Source organism: Clostridium sp. (assembly GCF_026168755.1).
GTDB lineage: Bacteria > Bacillota > Clostridia > Clostridiales > Clostridiaceae > Clostridium.
The window spans coordinates 28,291-42,020 of record NZ_JAPFDR010000015.1 but is presented as its reverse complement, the minus strand read 5'-3'; the positions used below and the strand labels follow the sequence as shown (position 1 = coordinate 42,020).

Annotated in this window: 17 protein-coding genes; 16 read left to right on the top strand and 1 reads right to left on the bottom strand. The window is 25.7% G+C overall.

Translation table 11 applies throughout. The features are described from left to right. The first annotated feature begins 1 nt into the window (after nucleotide 1). The 5 genes from Q0Y03_RS07815 to Q0Y03_RS07795 all read left to right on the top strand — a co-directional run bounded on the left by Q0Y03_RS07815 (nucleotide 2) and on the right by Q0Y03_RS07795 (nucleotide 4,237). Complete coding sequence (locus Q0Y03_RS07815) at nucleotides 2–769, top strand: YlmH/Sll1252 family protein (RefSeq protein WP_297713277.1); 768 nt, start codon at nucleotides 2–4, stop codon at nucleotides 767–769. Nucleotides 770–783: 14 nt separating this feature from the next. Then, the gene (locus Q0Y03_RS07810) at nucleotides 784–1,386 is read left to right on the top strand and encodes a DivIVA domain-containing protein (RefSeq protein WP_297713276.1); all 603 of its coding nucleotides are present in this window, start codon (nucleotides 784–786) and stop codon (nucleotides 1,384–1,386) included. Nucleotides 1,387–1,598: 212 nt separating this feature from the next. After that, nucleotides 1,599–2,513: an RluA family pseudouridine synthase gene (locus Q0Y03_RS07805; protein ID WP_297713275.1), complete on the top strand. Its 915-nt coding sequence runs from the start codon at nucleotides 1,599–1,601 to the stop codon at nucleotides 2,511–2,513. 13 nt (nucleotides 2,514–2,526) lie between these two features. Beyond that, nucleotides 2,527–3,063, top strand: a complete 537-nt coding sequence (gene pyrR, locus Q0Y03_RS07800) for a bifunctional pyr operon transcriptional regulator/uracil phosphoribosyltransferase PyrR (RefSeq protein WP_297713274.1) — start codon at nucleotides 2,527–2,529, stop codon at nucleotides 3,061–3,063. 16 nt (nucleotides 3,064–3,079) lie between these two features. Beyond that, nucleotides 3,080–4,237 carry a class I SAM-dependent RNA methyltransferase gene (locus Q0Y03_RS07795; RefSeq protein ID WP_297713273.1) on the top strand — a complete coding sequence of 386 codons (1,158 nt, stop codon included), beginning with the start codon at nucleotides 3,080–3,082 and terminating at the stop codon, nucleotides 4,235–4,237. Nucleotides 4,238–4,290: 53 nt separating this feature from the next. Here Q0Y03_RS07795 and Q0Y03_RS07790 read toward each other — a convergent pair whose 3' ends face one another. Then, the gene (locus Q0Y03_RS07790) at nucleotides 4,291–6,030 is read right to left on the bottom strand and encodes an NFACT RNA binding domain-containing protein (protein ID WP_297713272.1); all 1,740 of its coding nucleotides are present in this window, start codon (nucleotides 6,028–6,030) and stop codon (nucleotides 4,291–4,293) included. 89 nt (nucleotides 6,031–6,119) lie between these two features. On the opposite strand from Q0Y03_RS07790, the gene dapF reads away from it, so the two are divergent. The 11 genes from dapF to Q0Y03_RS07735 all read left to right on the top strand — a co-directional run bounded on the left by dapF (nucleotide 6,120) and on the right by Q0Y03_RS07735 (nucleotide 13,674). Next, on the top strand, nucleotides 6,120–6,941 hold the full coding sequence (gene dapF / locus Q0Y03_RS07785; protein WP_297713271.1) for a diaminopimelate epimerase: 822 nt from the start codon (nucleotides 6,120–6,122) through the stop codon (nucleotides 6,939–6,941). Nucleotides 6,942–6,959: 18 nt separating this feature from the next. Then, the gene (locus Q0Y03_RS07780) at nucleotides 6,960–7,955 is read left to right on the top strand and encodes a hypothetical protein (RefSeq protein WP_297713270.1); all 996 of its coding nucleotides are present in this window, start codon (nucleotides 6,960–6,962) and stop codon (nucleotides 7,953–7,955) included. 127 nt (nucleotides 7,956–8,082) lie between these two features. Next, complete coding sequence (locus Q0Y03_RS07775) at nucleotides 8,083–9,465, top strand: ATPase, T2SS/T4P/T4SS family (protein WP_297713269.1); 1,383 nt, start codon at nucleotides 8,083–8,085, stop codon at nucleotides 9,463–9,465. Then, entirely contained in the window at nucleotides 9,443–10,474 is a 1,032-nt protein-coding gene (locus Q0Y03_RS07770) for a type II secretion system F family protein (protein ID WP_363318728.1), read from the top strand. The genes Q0Y03_RS07775 and Q0Y03_RS07770 overlap by 23 nt, the downstream gene beginning before the upstream one ends. A 10-nt stretch (nucleotides 10,475–10,484) precedes the next feature. Next, the gene (locus tag Q0Y03_RS07765) at nucleotides 10,485–10,922 is read left to right on the top strand and encodes a prepilin-type N-terminal cleavage/methylation domain-containing protein (RefSeq protein ID WP_297713268.1); all 438 of its coding nucleotides are present in this window, start codon (nucleotides 10,485–10,487) and stop codon (nucleotides 10,920–10,922) included. A 3-nt stretch (nucleotides 10,923–10,925) separates the two neighbouring features. Then, the gene (locus Q0Y03_RS07760) at nucleotides 10,926–11,366 is read left to right on the top strand and encodes a hypothetical protein (RefSeq protein WP_297713267.1); all 441 of its coding nucleotides are present in this window, start codon (nucleotides 10,926–10,928) and stop codon (nucleotides 11,364–11,366) included. Then, nucleotides 11,353–11,853, top strand: coding sequence for a type II secretion system protein (locus Q0Y03_RS07755; protein ID WP_297713266.1), 501 nt, complete (start codon nucleotides 11,353–11,355; stop codon nucleotides 11,851–11,853). The genes Q0Y03_RS07760 and Q0Y03_RS07755 overlap by 14 nt, the downstream gene beginning before the upstream one ends. Beyond that, complete coding sequence (locus tag Q0Y03_RS07750; protein WP_297713265.1) at nucleotides 11,850–12,293, top strand: hypothetical protein; 444 nt, start codon at nucleotides 11,850–11,852, stop codon at nucleotides 12,291–12,293. The genes Q0Y03_RS07755 and Q0Y03_RS07750 overlap by 4 nt, the downstream gene beginning before the upstream one ends. A gap of 13 nt (nucleotides 12,294–12,306) precedes the next feature. Beyond that, nucleotides 12,307–12,939 carry a hypothetical protein gene (locus Q0Y03_RS07745; RefSeq protein WP_297713264.1) on the top strand — a complete coding sequence of 211 codons (633 nt, stop codon included), beginning with the start codon at nucleotides 12,307–12,309 and terminating at the stop codon, nucleotides 12,937–12,939. Further along, nucleotides 12,917–13,306 (top strand): hypothetical protein, encoded by a 390-nt coding sequence (locus tag Q0Y03_RS07740; protein ID WP_297713263.1) that lies wholly within the window; start codon nucleotides 12,917–12,919, stop codon nucleotides 13,304–13,306. The genes Q0Y03_RS07745 and Q0Y03_RS07740 overlap by 23 nt, the downstream gene beginning before the upstream one ends. After that, nucleotides 13,303–13,674 (top strand): hypothetical protein, encoded by a 372-nt coding sequence (locus Q0Y03_RS07735; protein WP_297713262.1) that lies wholly within the window; start codon nucleotides 13,303–13,305, stop codon nucleotides 13,672–13,674. Before Q0Y03_RS07740 ends, Q0Y03_RS07735 begins: the two co-directional genes overlap by 4 nt. Nucleotides 13,675–13,730 lie beyond the last annotated feature (56 nt).

Below are 13,730 nucleotides of genomic sequence, written 5' to 3'. Positions count from 1 at the left end.
AATGTTATCAAAAGAAGATGTTTTAAAGAATTTTTTAAAAGAAGATACTGAAGATGTTATAAAAGTTTATCAATATATGAACTTGGCTTATAATAAAGGTATACCAACGTTTACTAAGTTTTTTTGCAAACCTAATATTTGGATGTATTTTACTAAGAATTTTAATGCTAATGATTTTTTAGTAGAGGCAAAAGGTGCTTTTGAGGAATGTGATAGAAAAATACTATCATTTAATAATATTTATTCTACTCCTTTTCCATATAGAATTATCAAGATTACCAATAAGTCTAAATTTAGTAATCTTTCACATAAGGATTATTTAGGATCTATTATGGCCTTAGGAATAGAGAGAGAAAAGCTTGGAGATTTACGAGTAATTGATAATTATGCAATAGTTCCTATTTATGAAGAAGTAGCAGACTATATTTTATATGAGTTAAGTAGTGTAGGTAGATCACCTGTATCAGTAGAAGAAATACAGGAGGATAATTTACCAAAGAGTAATTTTTTAGAAGGTACAATAATAGTTCCTTCACTTAGATTAGATAATATAGTTGCTAAGTTAGCTAACATATCTAGAGGAAAAGCAGTTGAAATTATTGATAATGGTAAAGTACTAATAGATTATTCTAAATCTATAGATAAAAGCAAAGAAATAAAGAATGGCCAAAGAGTAACGATTTCTGGAATAGGAAAATTTGTAATAGGGGAAATTGTTGGGAATACGAAAAGTGGAAGATATAAAGTTAAAATGAACAAATTTATATAGAAGAGGTGGATGGAATGAAATTAACTCCTATAGATATAAACAATAAGGAATTTAAGAAGGGAATAAGAGGATATTCTGTTGAAGAAGTAGATGAATTCCTAGATGAAGTTGTTGAAAGCTATGAAGAGGTTTATAAGGAGAATGCTAGGTTAAAGGAAAGTTTAAGCAGAGTAAATGAAAAGCTTGAACATTATGAAAAATTAGAAGCAACTATTCAAAATACTTTATTATTAGCACAAAATGCTGCAGATCAAGCTAAAGAAAGCTCTGAAAAGCAAGCTGAATTAATTATTGGAAATGCTAATGACACAGCTCAGAGAATATTGGATAAGGCGCATGGTGATGTTGTAGCTATAAATGATGAATATGAAAGAGTAAAAGAAGAGTTTATAAAATTCAGAGCAAAATTCAGAGGATTTATGAATACTCAACTTCAAACTTTTGATGAATTAGAAAAAGATTTGACAAAAAATTATAATGTAGCACAACCTATTGAACAATATGAGTTACATGAAAAAGAAGCAGAGATTTATAGTTCAGAAGAAAAGGACGAGTTTAAACTTGAAGATCTAAATGATGATATAGATGCTGTGAAAAAATTCTATTCAAATAACTAATACATATAGGAGACCGAAATTTTGGTCTCCTTTAGTTAATTTATTTGGCTTTATGATTAAGACTGCTATTGAGAATGATTTATTTATATATTATAATGGCAAAAGAAACTGATTATTTATGAGCTCTAGTGAGTACATAAAGTATAATTTGATTGTCTAAATTAAAGTTTAGAATATTAATTATACGAATATAAATAAATGGAGTAAAATATATGGAAAATTTAAGTTTTAATATTAATAGTGAAGAAGAAGGGCAAAGAATAGACAAATATTTATCAATAATGATAGAAGGTAAATCGAGGTCATTTGTTCAAGGATTAATAGATGAAAAAAAGGTTAAGGCTAATAGTAAAGTAATTAAGAACAATTATAAGCTTAAAAAAGGTGATTTTATAGAGGTTGAAGTTCCAAAGCCTGTTGAACTTAATGTTTCTGCAGAGGAAATGAATTTAAATATTGTTTATGAGGATGAAGATGTATTAGTTGTTAATAAGGAAAAGGGTATAGTAGTTCATCCTGCTCCAGGAAATTATACTGGAACTTTAGTAAATGGAATATTACATCATTGTAGTGATTTATCAGGAATTAATGGTGTTATAAGACCTGGAATTGTACATAGAATAGATAAAGATACTTCTGGAATACTTGTAATTGCAAAAAATGATGAAGCTCATAATGATTTAGCAGCACAATTTAAAGAGCATTCAATAAAGAGGGAATATTATGCCTTAGTAGAAGGAAGATTTAGTAATTTAAAGGGAACTGTTGATAAACCTATTAGTAGAGATAAAAAAGAAAGAATAAAAATGGCAATTAACTCTGATGGAAAAAGAGCAGTAACACATTATGAAGTACTAGAACAATACGATAAAGGAGTATCCCTTGTTAAATGTACTTTAGAAACTGGAAGAACGCATCAAATTAGGGTACATATGGCATCTATAGGTCATCCTTTAGTAGGTGATTTAGTTTATGGTTATAAAAGACAGAAGTTTAACATAGAAGGGCAAGCACTTCATGCTAAGACATTAGGTTTTATACATCCTAGATCTAAAGAGTATATGGAGTTTACATCTGAATTACCTAATTACTTTAAAGAGTTACTAGAAAAATTGAGAAAAATGTAAGGAGTTTATGTTTATGAAGTTAAAAGCTAATTTATTAGATGATAATGCAATTAGAAGAAGTTTAGTTAGAATTTCACATGAGATTATTGAAAAAAATAAAGGTGTTGAAGATATAGTATTAATAGGCATAAAGAGGAGAGGATATCCTTTAGCTAAAAGAATAGCTGAAAACATCAAGAAAATAGAAGGTGTTGCTGTAGATGTAGGATACGTTGATATAAGCCTTTATAGAGATGACATTACAGAAATTAAGGAAAGTCCTAAATTAAATTCTGTTGATTTAGGAGCTGAGGTAAAGGGTAAAAAAGTTATATTGGTAGATGATGTATTATTTACTTGTAGAACAGTTAGAGCAGCTATTGAAGCTATTATAGATGGAGGAAGACCACTATCAATTCAACTTGCAGTTCTTATTGATAGAGGTCATAAAGAATTACCAATTAGAGCTGATTACGTTGGTAAAAATATACCGACATCAAAGACTGAAATAGTAGCAGTGGAAATAAATGAAATAGACGGAAATGATTCAGTTAAAATATATGAATCATAAAAGGAGATAATAAATAATGGAATATAATTTAGTAGCAACAACTACTTTTGGATTAGAAGGAATTACAGCAAAAGAACTTAAGGCGTTAGGATATGAAGATCTAAAAGTTGAAAATGGTAAGGTACATTTCGAAGGTGATGAGATGGATATTGCCATTGCTAATGTACATTTAAGAACAGCAGATAGAGTATTTATAAAGATGGCGGAATTTGAAGCAAGAAGCTTTGAGGAACTTTTCCAAGGTACTAAAAAAGTAAAATGGAGTGAAATTATACCACAGGATGGAGTAATGCATGTAGTTGGTAAATCTGTTAAATCAACTCTTTTTAGTGTGCCAGACTGCCAATCAATTGTTAAAAAAGCAATAGTAACAAGTATGAGTGAAGATTATGGAGTAAGTCATTTTAGTGAAGATGGACCAGTTTATAAGATTGAAGTATCAATATTAAAAGATGTAGTAACTTTATCTATTGATACTAGTGGTGTAGGACTTCATAAAAGAGGATATAGGGAGGAAGCTGGTATAGCGCCATTAAAAGAAACTTTAGCGGCTGCTTTAGTTTTAATTTCTAGATGGAAAGAAGATTATACTTTAGTTGATCCTTTCTGTGGATCAGGAACTATATTAATAGAAGCTGCTATGATAATGCAAAATATAGCACCTGGACTTTTCAGAAATTTTGTATCAGAAACATGGCCAACTATAGGTTCGGATATTTATGAACAAGTTAAAGAAGGTGCAGAAAGATCTATAAAGAATAAGGAGATAAAGCTTATAGGTTATGATATAGACGGAAGAATGCTTAAAATTGCAAGAAGTAATTCTCAAAAAGCTGGAGTTGCTAAATATATTGAATTCCAAAAGAGAGATTTTAAACAATTCTCAAGCGGTGATAAAAATGCCTTTATTATAACTAATCCACCATATGGTGAAAGATTAGGAGAAAAGAAAGAGGTTGAAGAACTTTACAAGTATTTAGGAATGAATAAGAGAAAACTTGATACTTGGGATTTTAACATTTTAACGTCATATGAAGGTTTTGAAATACCTTTTGGAAGAAAGTCTACTAAAAATAGAAAATTATATAATGGTAAGTTAAAATGTTATTATTATCAATATTTTGATAATGAAAAAATAAAGAATCATGGAGATATGGTTGTTAATCACATTTAATATAATTAAAATAAAGATGGTGAAATTGCAGAGCAACTTTACCATCTTTTGCATTATTTTTTCTTGATATTTAAATTGTTAAATTCAGAAGGTTCTACAAACATTGTATAGTTAGTATGATAAATAACCATTCCTGGATTTGCTCCATTTGGTTTTTTTAGATTTTTAACTAAAGTATAATCAACTGGAACTTTTGAAGAATCTTTAGCTTTACTATAATGTGCTGCTAAAGTAGCTCCTTCTACTAATGTACTATCTGGAATATCATTTGAACATATAATAACATGTGAGCCAGGAATATTTTTTGTATGAAGCCACATAAAGTTTTTATTTGCAAATTTTAATGAAAGATAATCATTTTGAATATTATTCTTACCAACAAAAATATCTATACCATCAGAAGAAATATAATGTAATGGTTTTGATTCTTTAGATTTTTTTGAGTTTTTGCTATTAGATTTTCTTTTTCTTACATATCCTGTTGAAATTAATTCTTCTTTAATATCATCAATTTCTGTATAACTTTCACAATTTTCTATATTAGTTAATACAGAATATAAATATTGCAATTCTTGATCGTTTTTTTCAAGCTGTTCTATAGCTGATTCTTCAGATTTTTTTAGTTTATTATATTTTTTATAATAACTTTGTACGTTTTCGGAAGGTGTTTTATTTTCATCTAAAGGAATTGTAATTTCTTCACTATCCTCACTAAAGAAGTTAACTGTAGTGAAAGTTTTATCCCCTTTTTTAATACTATATATATAAGATGTTAATAAATCACCTTTAATTTTAAAGTCATCCTTATCTTCACATTTTTTTAGAAGATCATTTAATTTATTTTCTTTTTTTATACATCTTTCTATATTTGTTGTAACAAGTTTTTGTAAGTTTACAGAGCGACCTTTAATACGTTCTTGTTTATCCTTTTCTAAATAATATTTATCCATTAATTCGTGAATATCATTTAATATTTTAAAAGTATATTTTTCTTCTAATTGACTTAAAGGCATAACATAAAAGTCTATATATTCTCCATCTTTATCTTTGTAAATTTTAAATATTTCATTATCTAAAAGAGTGTTTATAAAGTTATTAATAAAGACACAGATATTCTTTATAGAAAAATCTGTATAATTTTTATTGTATTCAATGAATAAATGTTCAGATAGTGATGTACTTATACCGGTAAAACAAGAAACAAAGAAATTTTTGTTAAAAATCACTGAATTTTTATCCATAAACTCTTGTAAAGTGGTATCATTAAAAGAGAACGGATTAATCTTTGTTGATTCTGGAGGATATTTATAAGTTATTCCTGGATATAAAATTCTATAACTATTCATAGAAGGAGCTATATGTTTTATACATTCCATTATTTTATTGTCTCTTTCTCTAACAAGGGTAATATTACTGTGTCTTCCCATTATTTCAACAATTAAGGTATAAACACTATTAAAGCCTAGTTCATCAGAAGTTTCAATAAAGAATTTAACTATTCTATCTCCTTCTTGTTGAACAATATCTATAATTTTACCACCAATTAAATATTTTCTAAGAACCATAGTAAACATTGGTGCTTGAAGTGGGTTAGGTTTAACAACTGTAGTTAAGTTAAATCTTGGATATTTAGGTGATGCAGATATTAAAAGTTTTAAGTTTTTTCGTTCTTTTCTTAATGTTATTATTATTTCATCCTTTTCAGGTTGATTTATTTTATCAATTTTAGAATTTAATATTGATTTTTTTAAATCTTGCACTAAACTATATAAGTAGATACCGTCTATTGCCATAAATATCATCCTTTCTTTAGTATTAATTAAAGTAAGTATATCATTAATTTATGTATTAGTAAAACGGTTGTAAAATGGAGGAGAAAATTATGGAATTTATAAAAATGCACGGCACAGGAAATGATTTTATTTTTTTATTAGATTTAGATAATAAATATATTGGTCAAGAAAGTAATTTAGCTAAAAAGCTTTGTCATAGAAGATTTGGTATAGGAGCTGATGGAATAGTATTAGTTAGAAAATCAGCAGTAGCAGATGTGAAGATGGTAATAGTAAATAGTGATGGATCAGGTGCTAATATGTGTGGAAATGCTATTAGATGCTTTGGAAAATATGTTTTTGAAAATAATATTATAGATAAAGAAATAATTACTGTTGAAACTGGTGATGGAGTAAAAGAGTTAGAGTTAAAGATAAATAGTGATAGAAAGGTTGAAACAGTAAAAGTATATATGGGTGAAATATCTTTTGATGGTTCATTAATACCATTAAAGAATAAGGATAAATTAATAGATGAGAATATAGTTGTTAATGGTAAAAATTATAGAGCTTCATCTATATTAGTAGGTGTACCCCATACAGTTATTTTTGTAGATGATGAAAATTATGATGTTACAGAAGGTAAATATATAGAAAAATATGAGCTTTTTGAAGAAGGTACAAATGTTAATTTTGTTAAAGTAATTGATAATGAAAACATTTTAGTTAGAACTTGGGAAAGAGGGGCTGGAGCAACTTATTCGTGTGGAACAGGATGTTCAGCATCTGTTGTAATATGCAATAAATTAAATTTAACTAAAGATAGAGTTAATGTTAAAGTTCCAGGTGGTAAGTTAAGAATAGAATTAGAAGGAACTTCTATTTATATGATTGGGAATGCAGAGTTTATTTGTAGTGGTAAAGCATATTGATAAAGAGGAAAAAAGTAGATGGCAAAAAGAAAATGTAAAAGAGTGATGATTTTAATTCAACTTATGATTACTGCTGTATTTTTTCTAGGTTGTAAGAAGGAAAGCGTAGAAGAAATAAGTAAAATAAGCTTAAATAAAGGTGCTTTTGTAAATGAAAGCACCAGTTATGAAACTTTTAACTTTAATTCAGAAAACACATATGAAGAGATAGATACGGAAGGTAAGGTAATAACTAACTTTAATATGAAATCTAATACATATACATTTTATAAAGATAATAGTTTTTATGTAAATTATAATTCTAAAGATATAAAAATAGAACATAATAAAATAGCAAGTTTAAAGGTTTCACCAGAAGGAGATTATGTATTTTATTTTATAAATGATGAATACTTAGAACCAGCAGTTATGGATTTGAAAAATGAAAAGGAAATACTTTTAGATAATAAGGCTATAATTTCAGGACAGTTTATTGATTGGATAACTGATACTAAATTAGCTTATTATGGAGTTGATATTGAAGAAAAAACTACTGGAATTTTTACATATGATGTAAAAACACAAAATGAAGATAATATTTATAAAATAAGCAATGGATATGTGAAATTTTTAAAGCATATAGATGATGGATTAGCTTTAGTTGAAGAACATTATGGAGAAGATACAGTTCTTAATATAGTTAGTGTAAACGGAGATATAACTGAAATTTCAAGAGAAGTTATTGATATTAATGATATAGAGTCCATTAATGATAAATTATATTTATTAGGAAGGGTAAAAAATAATAGTTACTCTATTTATGAACTTGATAATGGGGTGGTAAAAAGGTTATTATTTGATTTTCCAAATGTACTTTATGCAGAAAAAGGCTTATCAGTTAATGAAGCAGGCGAGATATTATTTGTAGGAAGTGTAGCAAATGGGCAGGCGGAGCATGTGTATAAATACTCTAATGGAAGTGTAGTTTTAGTTAGTGATGATATAACAAATTGTAATTTTATAAATATCAATTAAAAAAAGAATTTAGAATAATTTCTAAGTTCTTTTTTTGTTTTAAAACTATTATTAAAATTTAAAAAAATATACAAAATATAGTATAAAAAATACAGGAATGGACAGTTTTATTAAGGGTGATTAAAAAATGGTAAAAAGTGAATTAATTAAGAATATAGATATTTCAGTAGTAAGAAAAATAAATGAACAAAAAGCAAAAAAGATAAGAGCATTTCCATTTAAAGAAAATAGCAGTGAAATTTACATCTATGCAAGCGAGAATAAAAAAACTATTATAGATGAATTTGAGTTTATATTTAGAAAAAAAGTTAAGGTAGTAATTATAAGTGAAGAGGAACTTGAATATTTACTTAAAATTGTATATTTAGGAAATAGCAAAGATGCTGATAATGAGGTTTTTAAGAAAGCTATAAATTTAAAAGCATCAGATATACATTTTGAACCATATAGAGACTATATATTAGTTAGATTTAGAATTGATGGGTTGTTAAGAAGTATGTGTATATTCGACAATAAGGAATATACAGCTATTTTATCAAAAATTAAAATAAGTTCAAATTTAGATATAACTGAAAAAAGAAAGCCTCAAGATGGAAAACTAACATTTAGATGTGATGAAAAGGATTATGACTTAAGAGTATCTATAATACCAATTGTATATGGAGAAAAAATTGTTATAAGAATTTTATATGGAAATGTATTTAATTACTCTATAGATAAGCTAAATTTAACTGATAAACAAAAAAAGAAATTAGAATATATTATGAAAGTTAACACTGGATTAACTATTGTAAATGGTCCAACAGGTTCAGGGAAGTCTACAACTCTTTATTGTATGTTACAAGAATTAAATAAGGATGAAGTAAATATATCAAGTTTGGAAGAACCAATTGAGGCAGTAATACCTGGAATAAATCAAGTGAACTTAAATAAAACTCTTAATATTGGTTTTGCAGAAGGACTTAGAAGTTTGTTAAGGCAAGATCCAGATATAGTTATGGTAGGAGAGGTTAGAGATGAAGAGACTGCTGAGATGGCGGTAAGAGCAGCTTTGACAGGACACAAAGTCTATTCGACTATTCATACTAGAGATCCAAGAGAAGTGTATTTTAGGTTAGAAGATATGGGAGTAGAAAAATATTTAATAAGGGATTCACTTGTTGGAATAATATCACAGAGACTTATTAGATTGCTATGTAATAAATGTAAAAAGAAAATAGGCGAAAAAATTATAGATAAGGAAAAAAGAGATGTTTTTTCAAAATGTGGATGTATAGAGTGTAACTATACTGGCTATAAAGGAAGAGCGTTAGTAGCAGCAATACATGTAATCGATAATGAAATGAAAAATAATATTAAAAATATTTATAATGATACACATATATTATCTAATATTGAAATGATAGAAAATTTAAATGATTTATTAAAGGGTGGAGAGATATCTATAGATGATTATGAAAACTTCATAGAAATGGAGGGGATTAAATATAGTTACAAAAAAGAAAGCTAGTTATAGGGATTTAGCCCTTATTGCAGGAAATATAGGAAAACTATATGATGAGGGAATTTCTTTGCTAAATATATTAAGTTTAATTGATGAATTACCATTAAAGAAAGAATATAAAGGATTACTAAAAGAAATGGAGAGGTGCATTAGAGATGGAGGAAGTTTATGTGAGAGCTTTAAAATGGGTGGTACTCTTATTCCAAGTTTTTTTAATTCTATGATAGATATAGGTGAGAGAACTGGGAAAATAGTTTATGTTTTAATAGGCTTAGAAACATTTTATAGTAAGCTATATTATGTTAAAAAGAAAATTGTAGGAGCACTAACATATCCTATGATTTTATTAGGTGCATTAGCCATTTTAGGATGGTTTGTTTTATTTTTCTTTATTCCTAATATGAGCAATATTTATTCAGCTATGGGTCAGGATATTCCTCAAGCATATGTAAATATAATATTATTTAAAGAAACATTTTTTGATAATCCTATAATAGTAAGTATACAATTGGCTATTATATTTATAATAATTCCTTCTTTTATTATTAAAAGCTTTTTTAAACAGTATTTAGATATGTTAATTGAAAAAATACCTATATATAACTTAATTAATGAATATATAGTTATAGTTTTAATGGATGTAGTAATTAATAGTGGAATTAATATAGCTATAGGACTGCAATATTGTTGCGAAGGGGAGCTTGGAAAAGCTATAAATAAAAATATTAAAAAGATAAACAAGGATATTACAGCAGGAAGAATGTTATCTCAATCAATGAGTGAGACAAAAATGTTTTCTAATTATACATTAGCTCATATAAAACTTGGAGAAGAAAGTGGTTCATTAGATAAGAGGTTGCAGATATTGGAAGAAGAGATTTTTAAAAATTTAAATTCAAGAATGAATAAGATAACACAACTTATACAGCCTTTTCTAATAGTGTTTATAGGAGTGATAATTGTAAGTTTTATTATTAAATTTTTAATGCCACTTTTAGATATAGTATTAATATGAGGTGCTAAATATGAAAAGAGGATATACATTAATAGAACTTATTATAGTTTTAGCTATAATTGCAATATTAATGCTACCAACATTAAATATATCAAAATCTTATAGAGAAGCAATAGGAAGAGTTAAAGGAAAAAGTATTATAAATGATATAAGCAATTTAATTAGTTACAGCAAATATTATTGTAGACATTATAGTAGTTATGGAGTAATTGAAATTAATAGTAGTAAGGGAAAAATAATATTTAAAGATACATCAGGAAAAAGTAAAGTAATAAAAACTATAACATTAGAAGAGGGATTTAGGTTTGTTAGCAATAATAGTTTAAGTGTAAATAAAGTAGGGCATATACAATCAGGAACAATAAGGATTATGGATGAAAATAGCAAATTATATAAAGTTACTATTTCTACCGGAATAGATAGAGTTAATATTTATGAAGGAGAGTAAGAGGTGAAGGTGAGGAAAAAGGGAAGTATTTTTATAGAGACTATAGTTGGAGTTAGTATTATTTTATCAGTATTTTTAATAGTTTCATTATTAATAGGTGAAAATATAAAAAGTTCATTTAGGCGTGAAGAAATAGAAGAATCAAATAGAATAATTTATTGTATAATGCAAGAAATAAAATATAATATGACATTAGAAGAAATATTATATCTAACTAATACAGATGATTTAAAATTAGAGAATTATGATGAATTTTTATTAGATTTATCAAGTTTGGATTTAGAATCAATGCCTAAAGGGGATGAAATAATAATTAAAACAACTCCAACAGAAGATGAAAATAAAATAGAAGTTGAAATAAAACTAAATTTAGCATCTAAAGATGAAAGCTTAGAGAGAAGTTTTGTTAAATATAAATGGATGGATTATTATGAGGAAACGTAAAAGTGGATATACATTAATAGAGGTAATAGTAGTTTTAGCTATAGTACTTTTACTGGGAGGTATAACAATAACACTTTCTTATGAAACTATAGGCAATTATTTTATTAATGTTGATAGATGTTATAGTGAAGATAAGTTTGATAATGCACTATTAAATATAGATGCTCTATGCAATAGTAATGGAATTGTTTCTATAGAGGAAAATAAAGTATTTATAGATAAAACAACTAATGATATTAAATCAAATAATATAGTCATTACTTTTAAGGATATAAAGGAAAATATAAAGATTAAAATAATTTACTTACAGAATGACAAGTTAATGGTTAGGACTTTAAATTATGATGGGGGTATATTGACAGTTGGAAATAATACCATATTAGATAAAGTTTACGACTTTCAAGTAAAAAGAAAGAAGAATTTAATTTATTATTATATAGAAAATAAAGAAAATAAAGAAAATAAGGTAAGAGGAAGGTGTATATGAAGAAAAAACAAGGGGTAGTAATGCTAGAAGTATTAATGCTATTAAATATTTTAATTGTATTAATAGTTTATAACTCTAAAACTATAATTGCCAATTTAAATAAATTTGATCTTTATGAAATAAAAGAAGATATTTTTTATTTAAATGATTTGGAATATGACCTATTAAATGAAGTAGAGGATTTAATTAAAAATGATGAAGAAATGTTTGTTTTAATTAATTCCTATAAAGATGATTTAAGTATTAATTATGAATATAGTTTTAGTGAAAATGAAAAATTAAAGTTTGTTATATGTGAAGGTAAATTGTATTTAAAGGAAACATTTCCTGGTAAAACTGAAAGCATAAGAGAAATTGATGTAGTATTCATTGAAGATGATAAAGAAGAAGTAGAAATTGTATTTAGACCTAAGTTATATAAAATGTTTTATATGATATAAGAGGAGAATTTATATGAAAGATATTATAGTTTCTACTAAGGATGATTTTATATTTAAAAATAAACTATATGACGAGATTGCCATAAAAAGTGTTGTTAAAAAAGAAATGGATTTATTTATATTTGAAGAAAATATACTTATTAAAAAGTTTGAAAATATAAAAAAAGCTAAAGAAGCTATTGTTGAAAAAATAGTAAGAGAAGAATTTGGTGATGAAAATGATATTTTAATTCATTATGAACATGATAAGAAGAGAAAAAATTTATACTTATATTCAATGGGAAATGGAAAAAGGGTTAAAAATATAATTAATGAGGCGAAAGTTCTTAGAATAAAGCCAATTCAGTTTTATATTAAGACATTAGTAGAGCGTAGAATAAAAAAACTAAGAAATTATATTATAATTATTGAGTTAAGAGGAATTATATATTCATTATATATAGAGGAAAATTTTATTATTAAAAGTTTTGTGAAAAATAAAAATGATTTTATTTTAACTCATGAGCTTAATGATTTAGAAAATGGATCTATTTTAGTAATGAGTAAAGAAGTTGAGGATATAATTCCAGAAGAGATAAAATATAAGCTACATATTATATATCTTGAAATAGGAGAAATAATAAATGAAAAAATATTTAAAGTATAAAGATTTTATTCCTAAAGAATTTGTTGAAAAAAAGCAACTTAAAGAAAGTAAAGAAAATAGAAGGGGATATAAAATATTATTATTATTAAATATAATTTTAGTATTATTTAACATAGAAAATATATCCAAGAGAAGTGAGGATAATGAGTATGATTTCAAACCCAAACAAATGTATATTGAAAAAGAAGAAATATTTAAGTGGCTAAATTTATATGATGAAGATAGTATTGAGTTTAAGGTTATAGATAATGTTGCTGAAATAACATATGAAAAAAATAAAGATATTAATAAAGTAGAAAAGTTAGGTGCTCAGATAAAAAAAGTCACTACTCATGATGATACAAAGGTGGTGAAAGTAATATATTGAGTAATCTAAAAATAAAATTAGGGGAATGTAAGCAAGCAATATTAATAATTATAACTATTATTCAAATTATAATTATGTTTTATTATTTTAGAATAGAAAATAAGATTCAAGACATTGAAGAAATAAATTATACTATGCCATCGAAATTAACATTTTATGAGATAAGTAATGATTTAAATATAGACAAAAGTATTGAAATATTAGAAGTTGAAGACTTGGGAGAAAAATGGTATGTTAAAATAATGATAAATGGCAATAATAAAAAAATAGAAGAAATAATTAATAAATTAGAAGAATTTGAAATATACAATTATGATATTAGTGGAAAAGATAGTATTTTAACTGTAATATTGGAGCTATATAGATAAATTTATTAAATTTTTTTATGTTATTAATGAAATAATTGCATTTCTTTAGTAATTTT

What these genes read in the sequence shown, in the direction of transcription:
- Q0Y03_RS07815 (WP_297713277.1), top strand. Translation starts at nt 2, where the DNA reads ATGTTATCAAAAGAAGATGTTTTAAAGAATTTTTTAAAAGAAGATACT.
- Q0Y03_RS07810 (WP_297713276.1), top strand. Translation starts at nt 784, where the DNA reads ATGAAATTAACTCCTATAGATATAAACAATAAGGAATTTAAGAAGGGA.
- Q0Y03_RS07805 (WP_297713275.1), top strand. Translation starts at nt 1,599, where the DNA reads ATGGAAAATTTAAGTTTTAATATTAATAGTGAAGAAGAAGGGCAAAGA.
- pyrR (WP_297713274.1), top strand. Translation starts at nt 2,527, where the DNA reads ATGAAGTTAAAAGCTAATTTATTAGATGATAATGCAATTAGAAGAAGT.
- Q0Y03_RS07795 (WP_297713273.1), top strand. Translation starts at nt 3,080, where the DNA reads ATGGAATATAATTTAGTAGCAACAACTACTTTTGGATTAGAAGGAATT.
- Q0Y03_RS07790 (WP_297713272.1), bottom strand. Translation starts at nt 6,030, where the DNA reads ATGGCAATAGACGGTATCTACTTATATAGTTTAGTGCAAGATTTAAAA.
- dapF (WP_297713271.1), top strand. Translation starts at nt 6,120, where the DNA reads ATGGAATTTATAAAAATGCACGGCACAGGAAATGATTTTATTTTTTTA.
- Q0Y03_RS07780 (WP_297713270.1), top strand. Translation starts at nt 6,960, where the DNA reads ATGGCAAAAAGAAAATGTAAAAGAGTGATGATTTTAATTCAACTTATG.
- Q0Y03_RS07775 (WP_297713269.1), top strand. Translation starts at nt 8,083, where the DNA reads ATGGTAAAAAGTGAATTAATTAAGAATATAGATATTTCAGTAGTAAGA.
- Q0Y03_RS07765 (WP_297713268.1), top strand. Translation starts at nt 10,485, where the DNA reads ATGAAAAGAGGATATACATTAATAGAACTTATTATAGTTTTAGCTATA.
- Q0Y03_RS07755 (WP_297713266.1), top strand. Translation starts at nt 11,353, where the DNA reads ATGAGGAAACGTAAAAGTGGATATACATTAATAGAGGTAATAGTAGTT.
- Q0Y03_RS07750 (WP_297713265.1), top strand. Translation starts at nt 11,850, where the DNA reads ATGAAGAAAAAACAAGGGGTAGTAATGCTAGAAGTATTAATGCTATTA.
- Q0Y03_RS07745 (WP_297713264.1), top strand. Translation starts at nt 12,307, where the DNA reads ATGAAAGATATTATAGTTTCTACTAAGGATGATTTTATATTTAAAAAT.
- Q0Y03_RS07740 (WP_297713263.1), top strand. Translation starts at nt 12,917, where the DNA reads ATGAAAAAATATTTAAAGTATAAAGATTTTATTCCTAAAGAATTTGTT.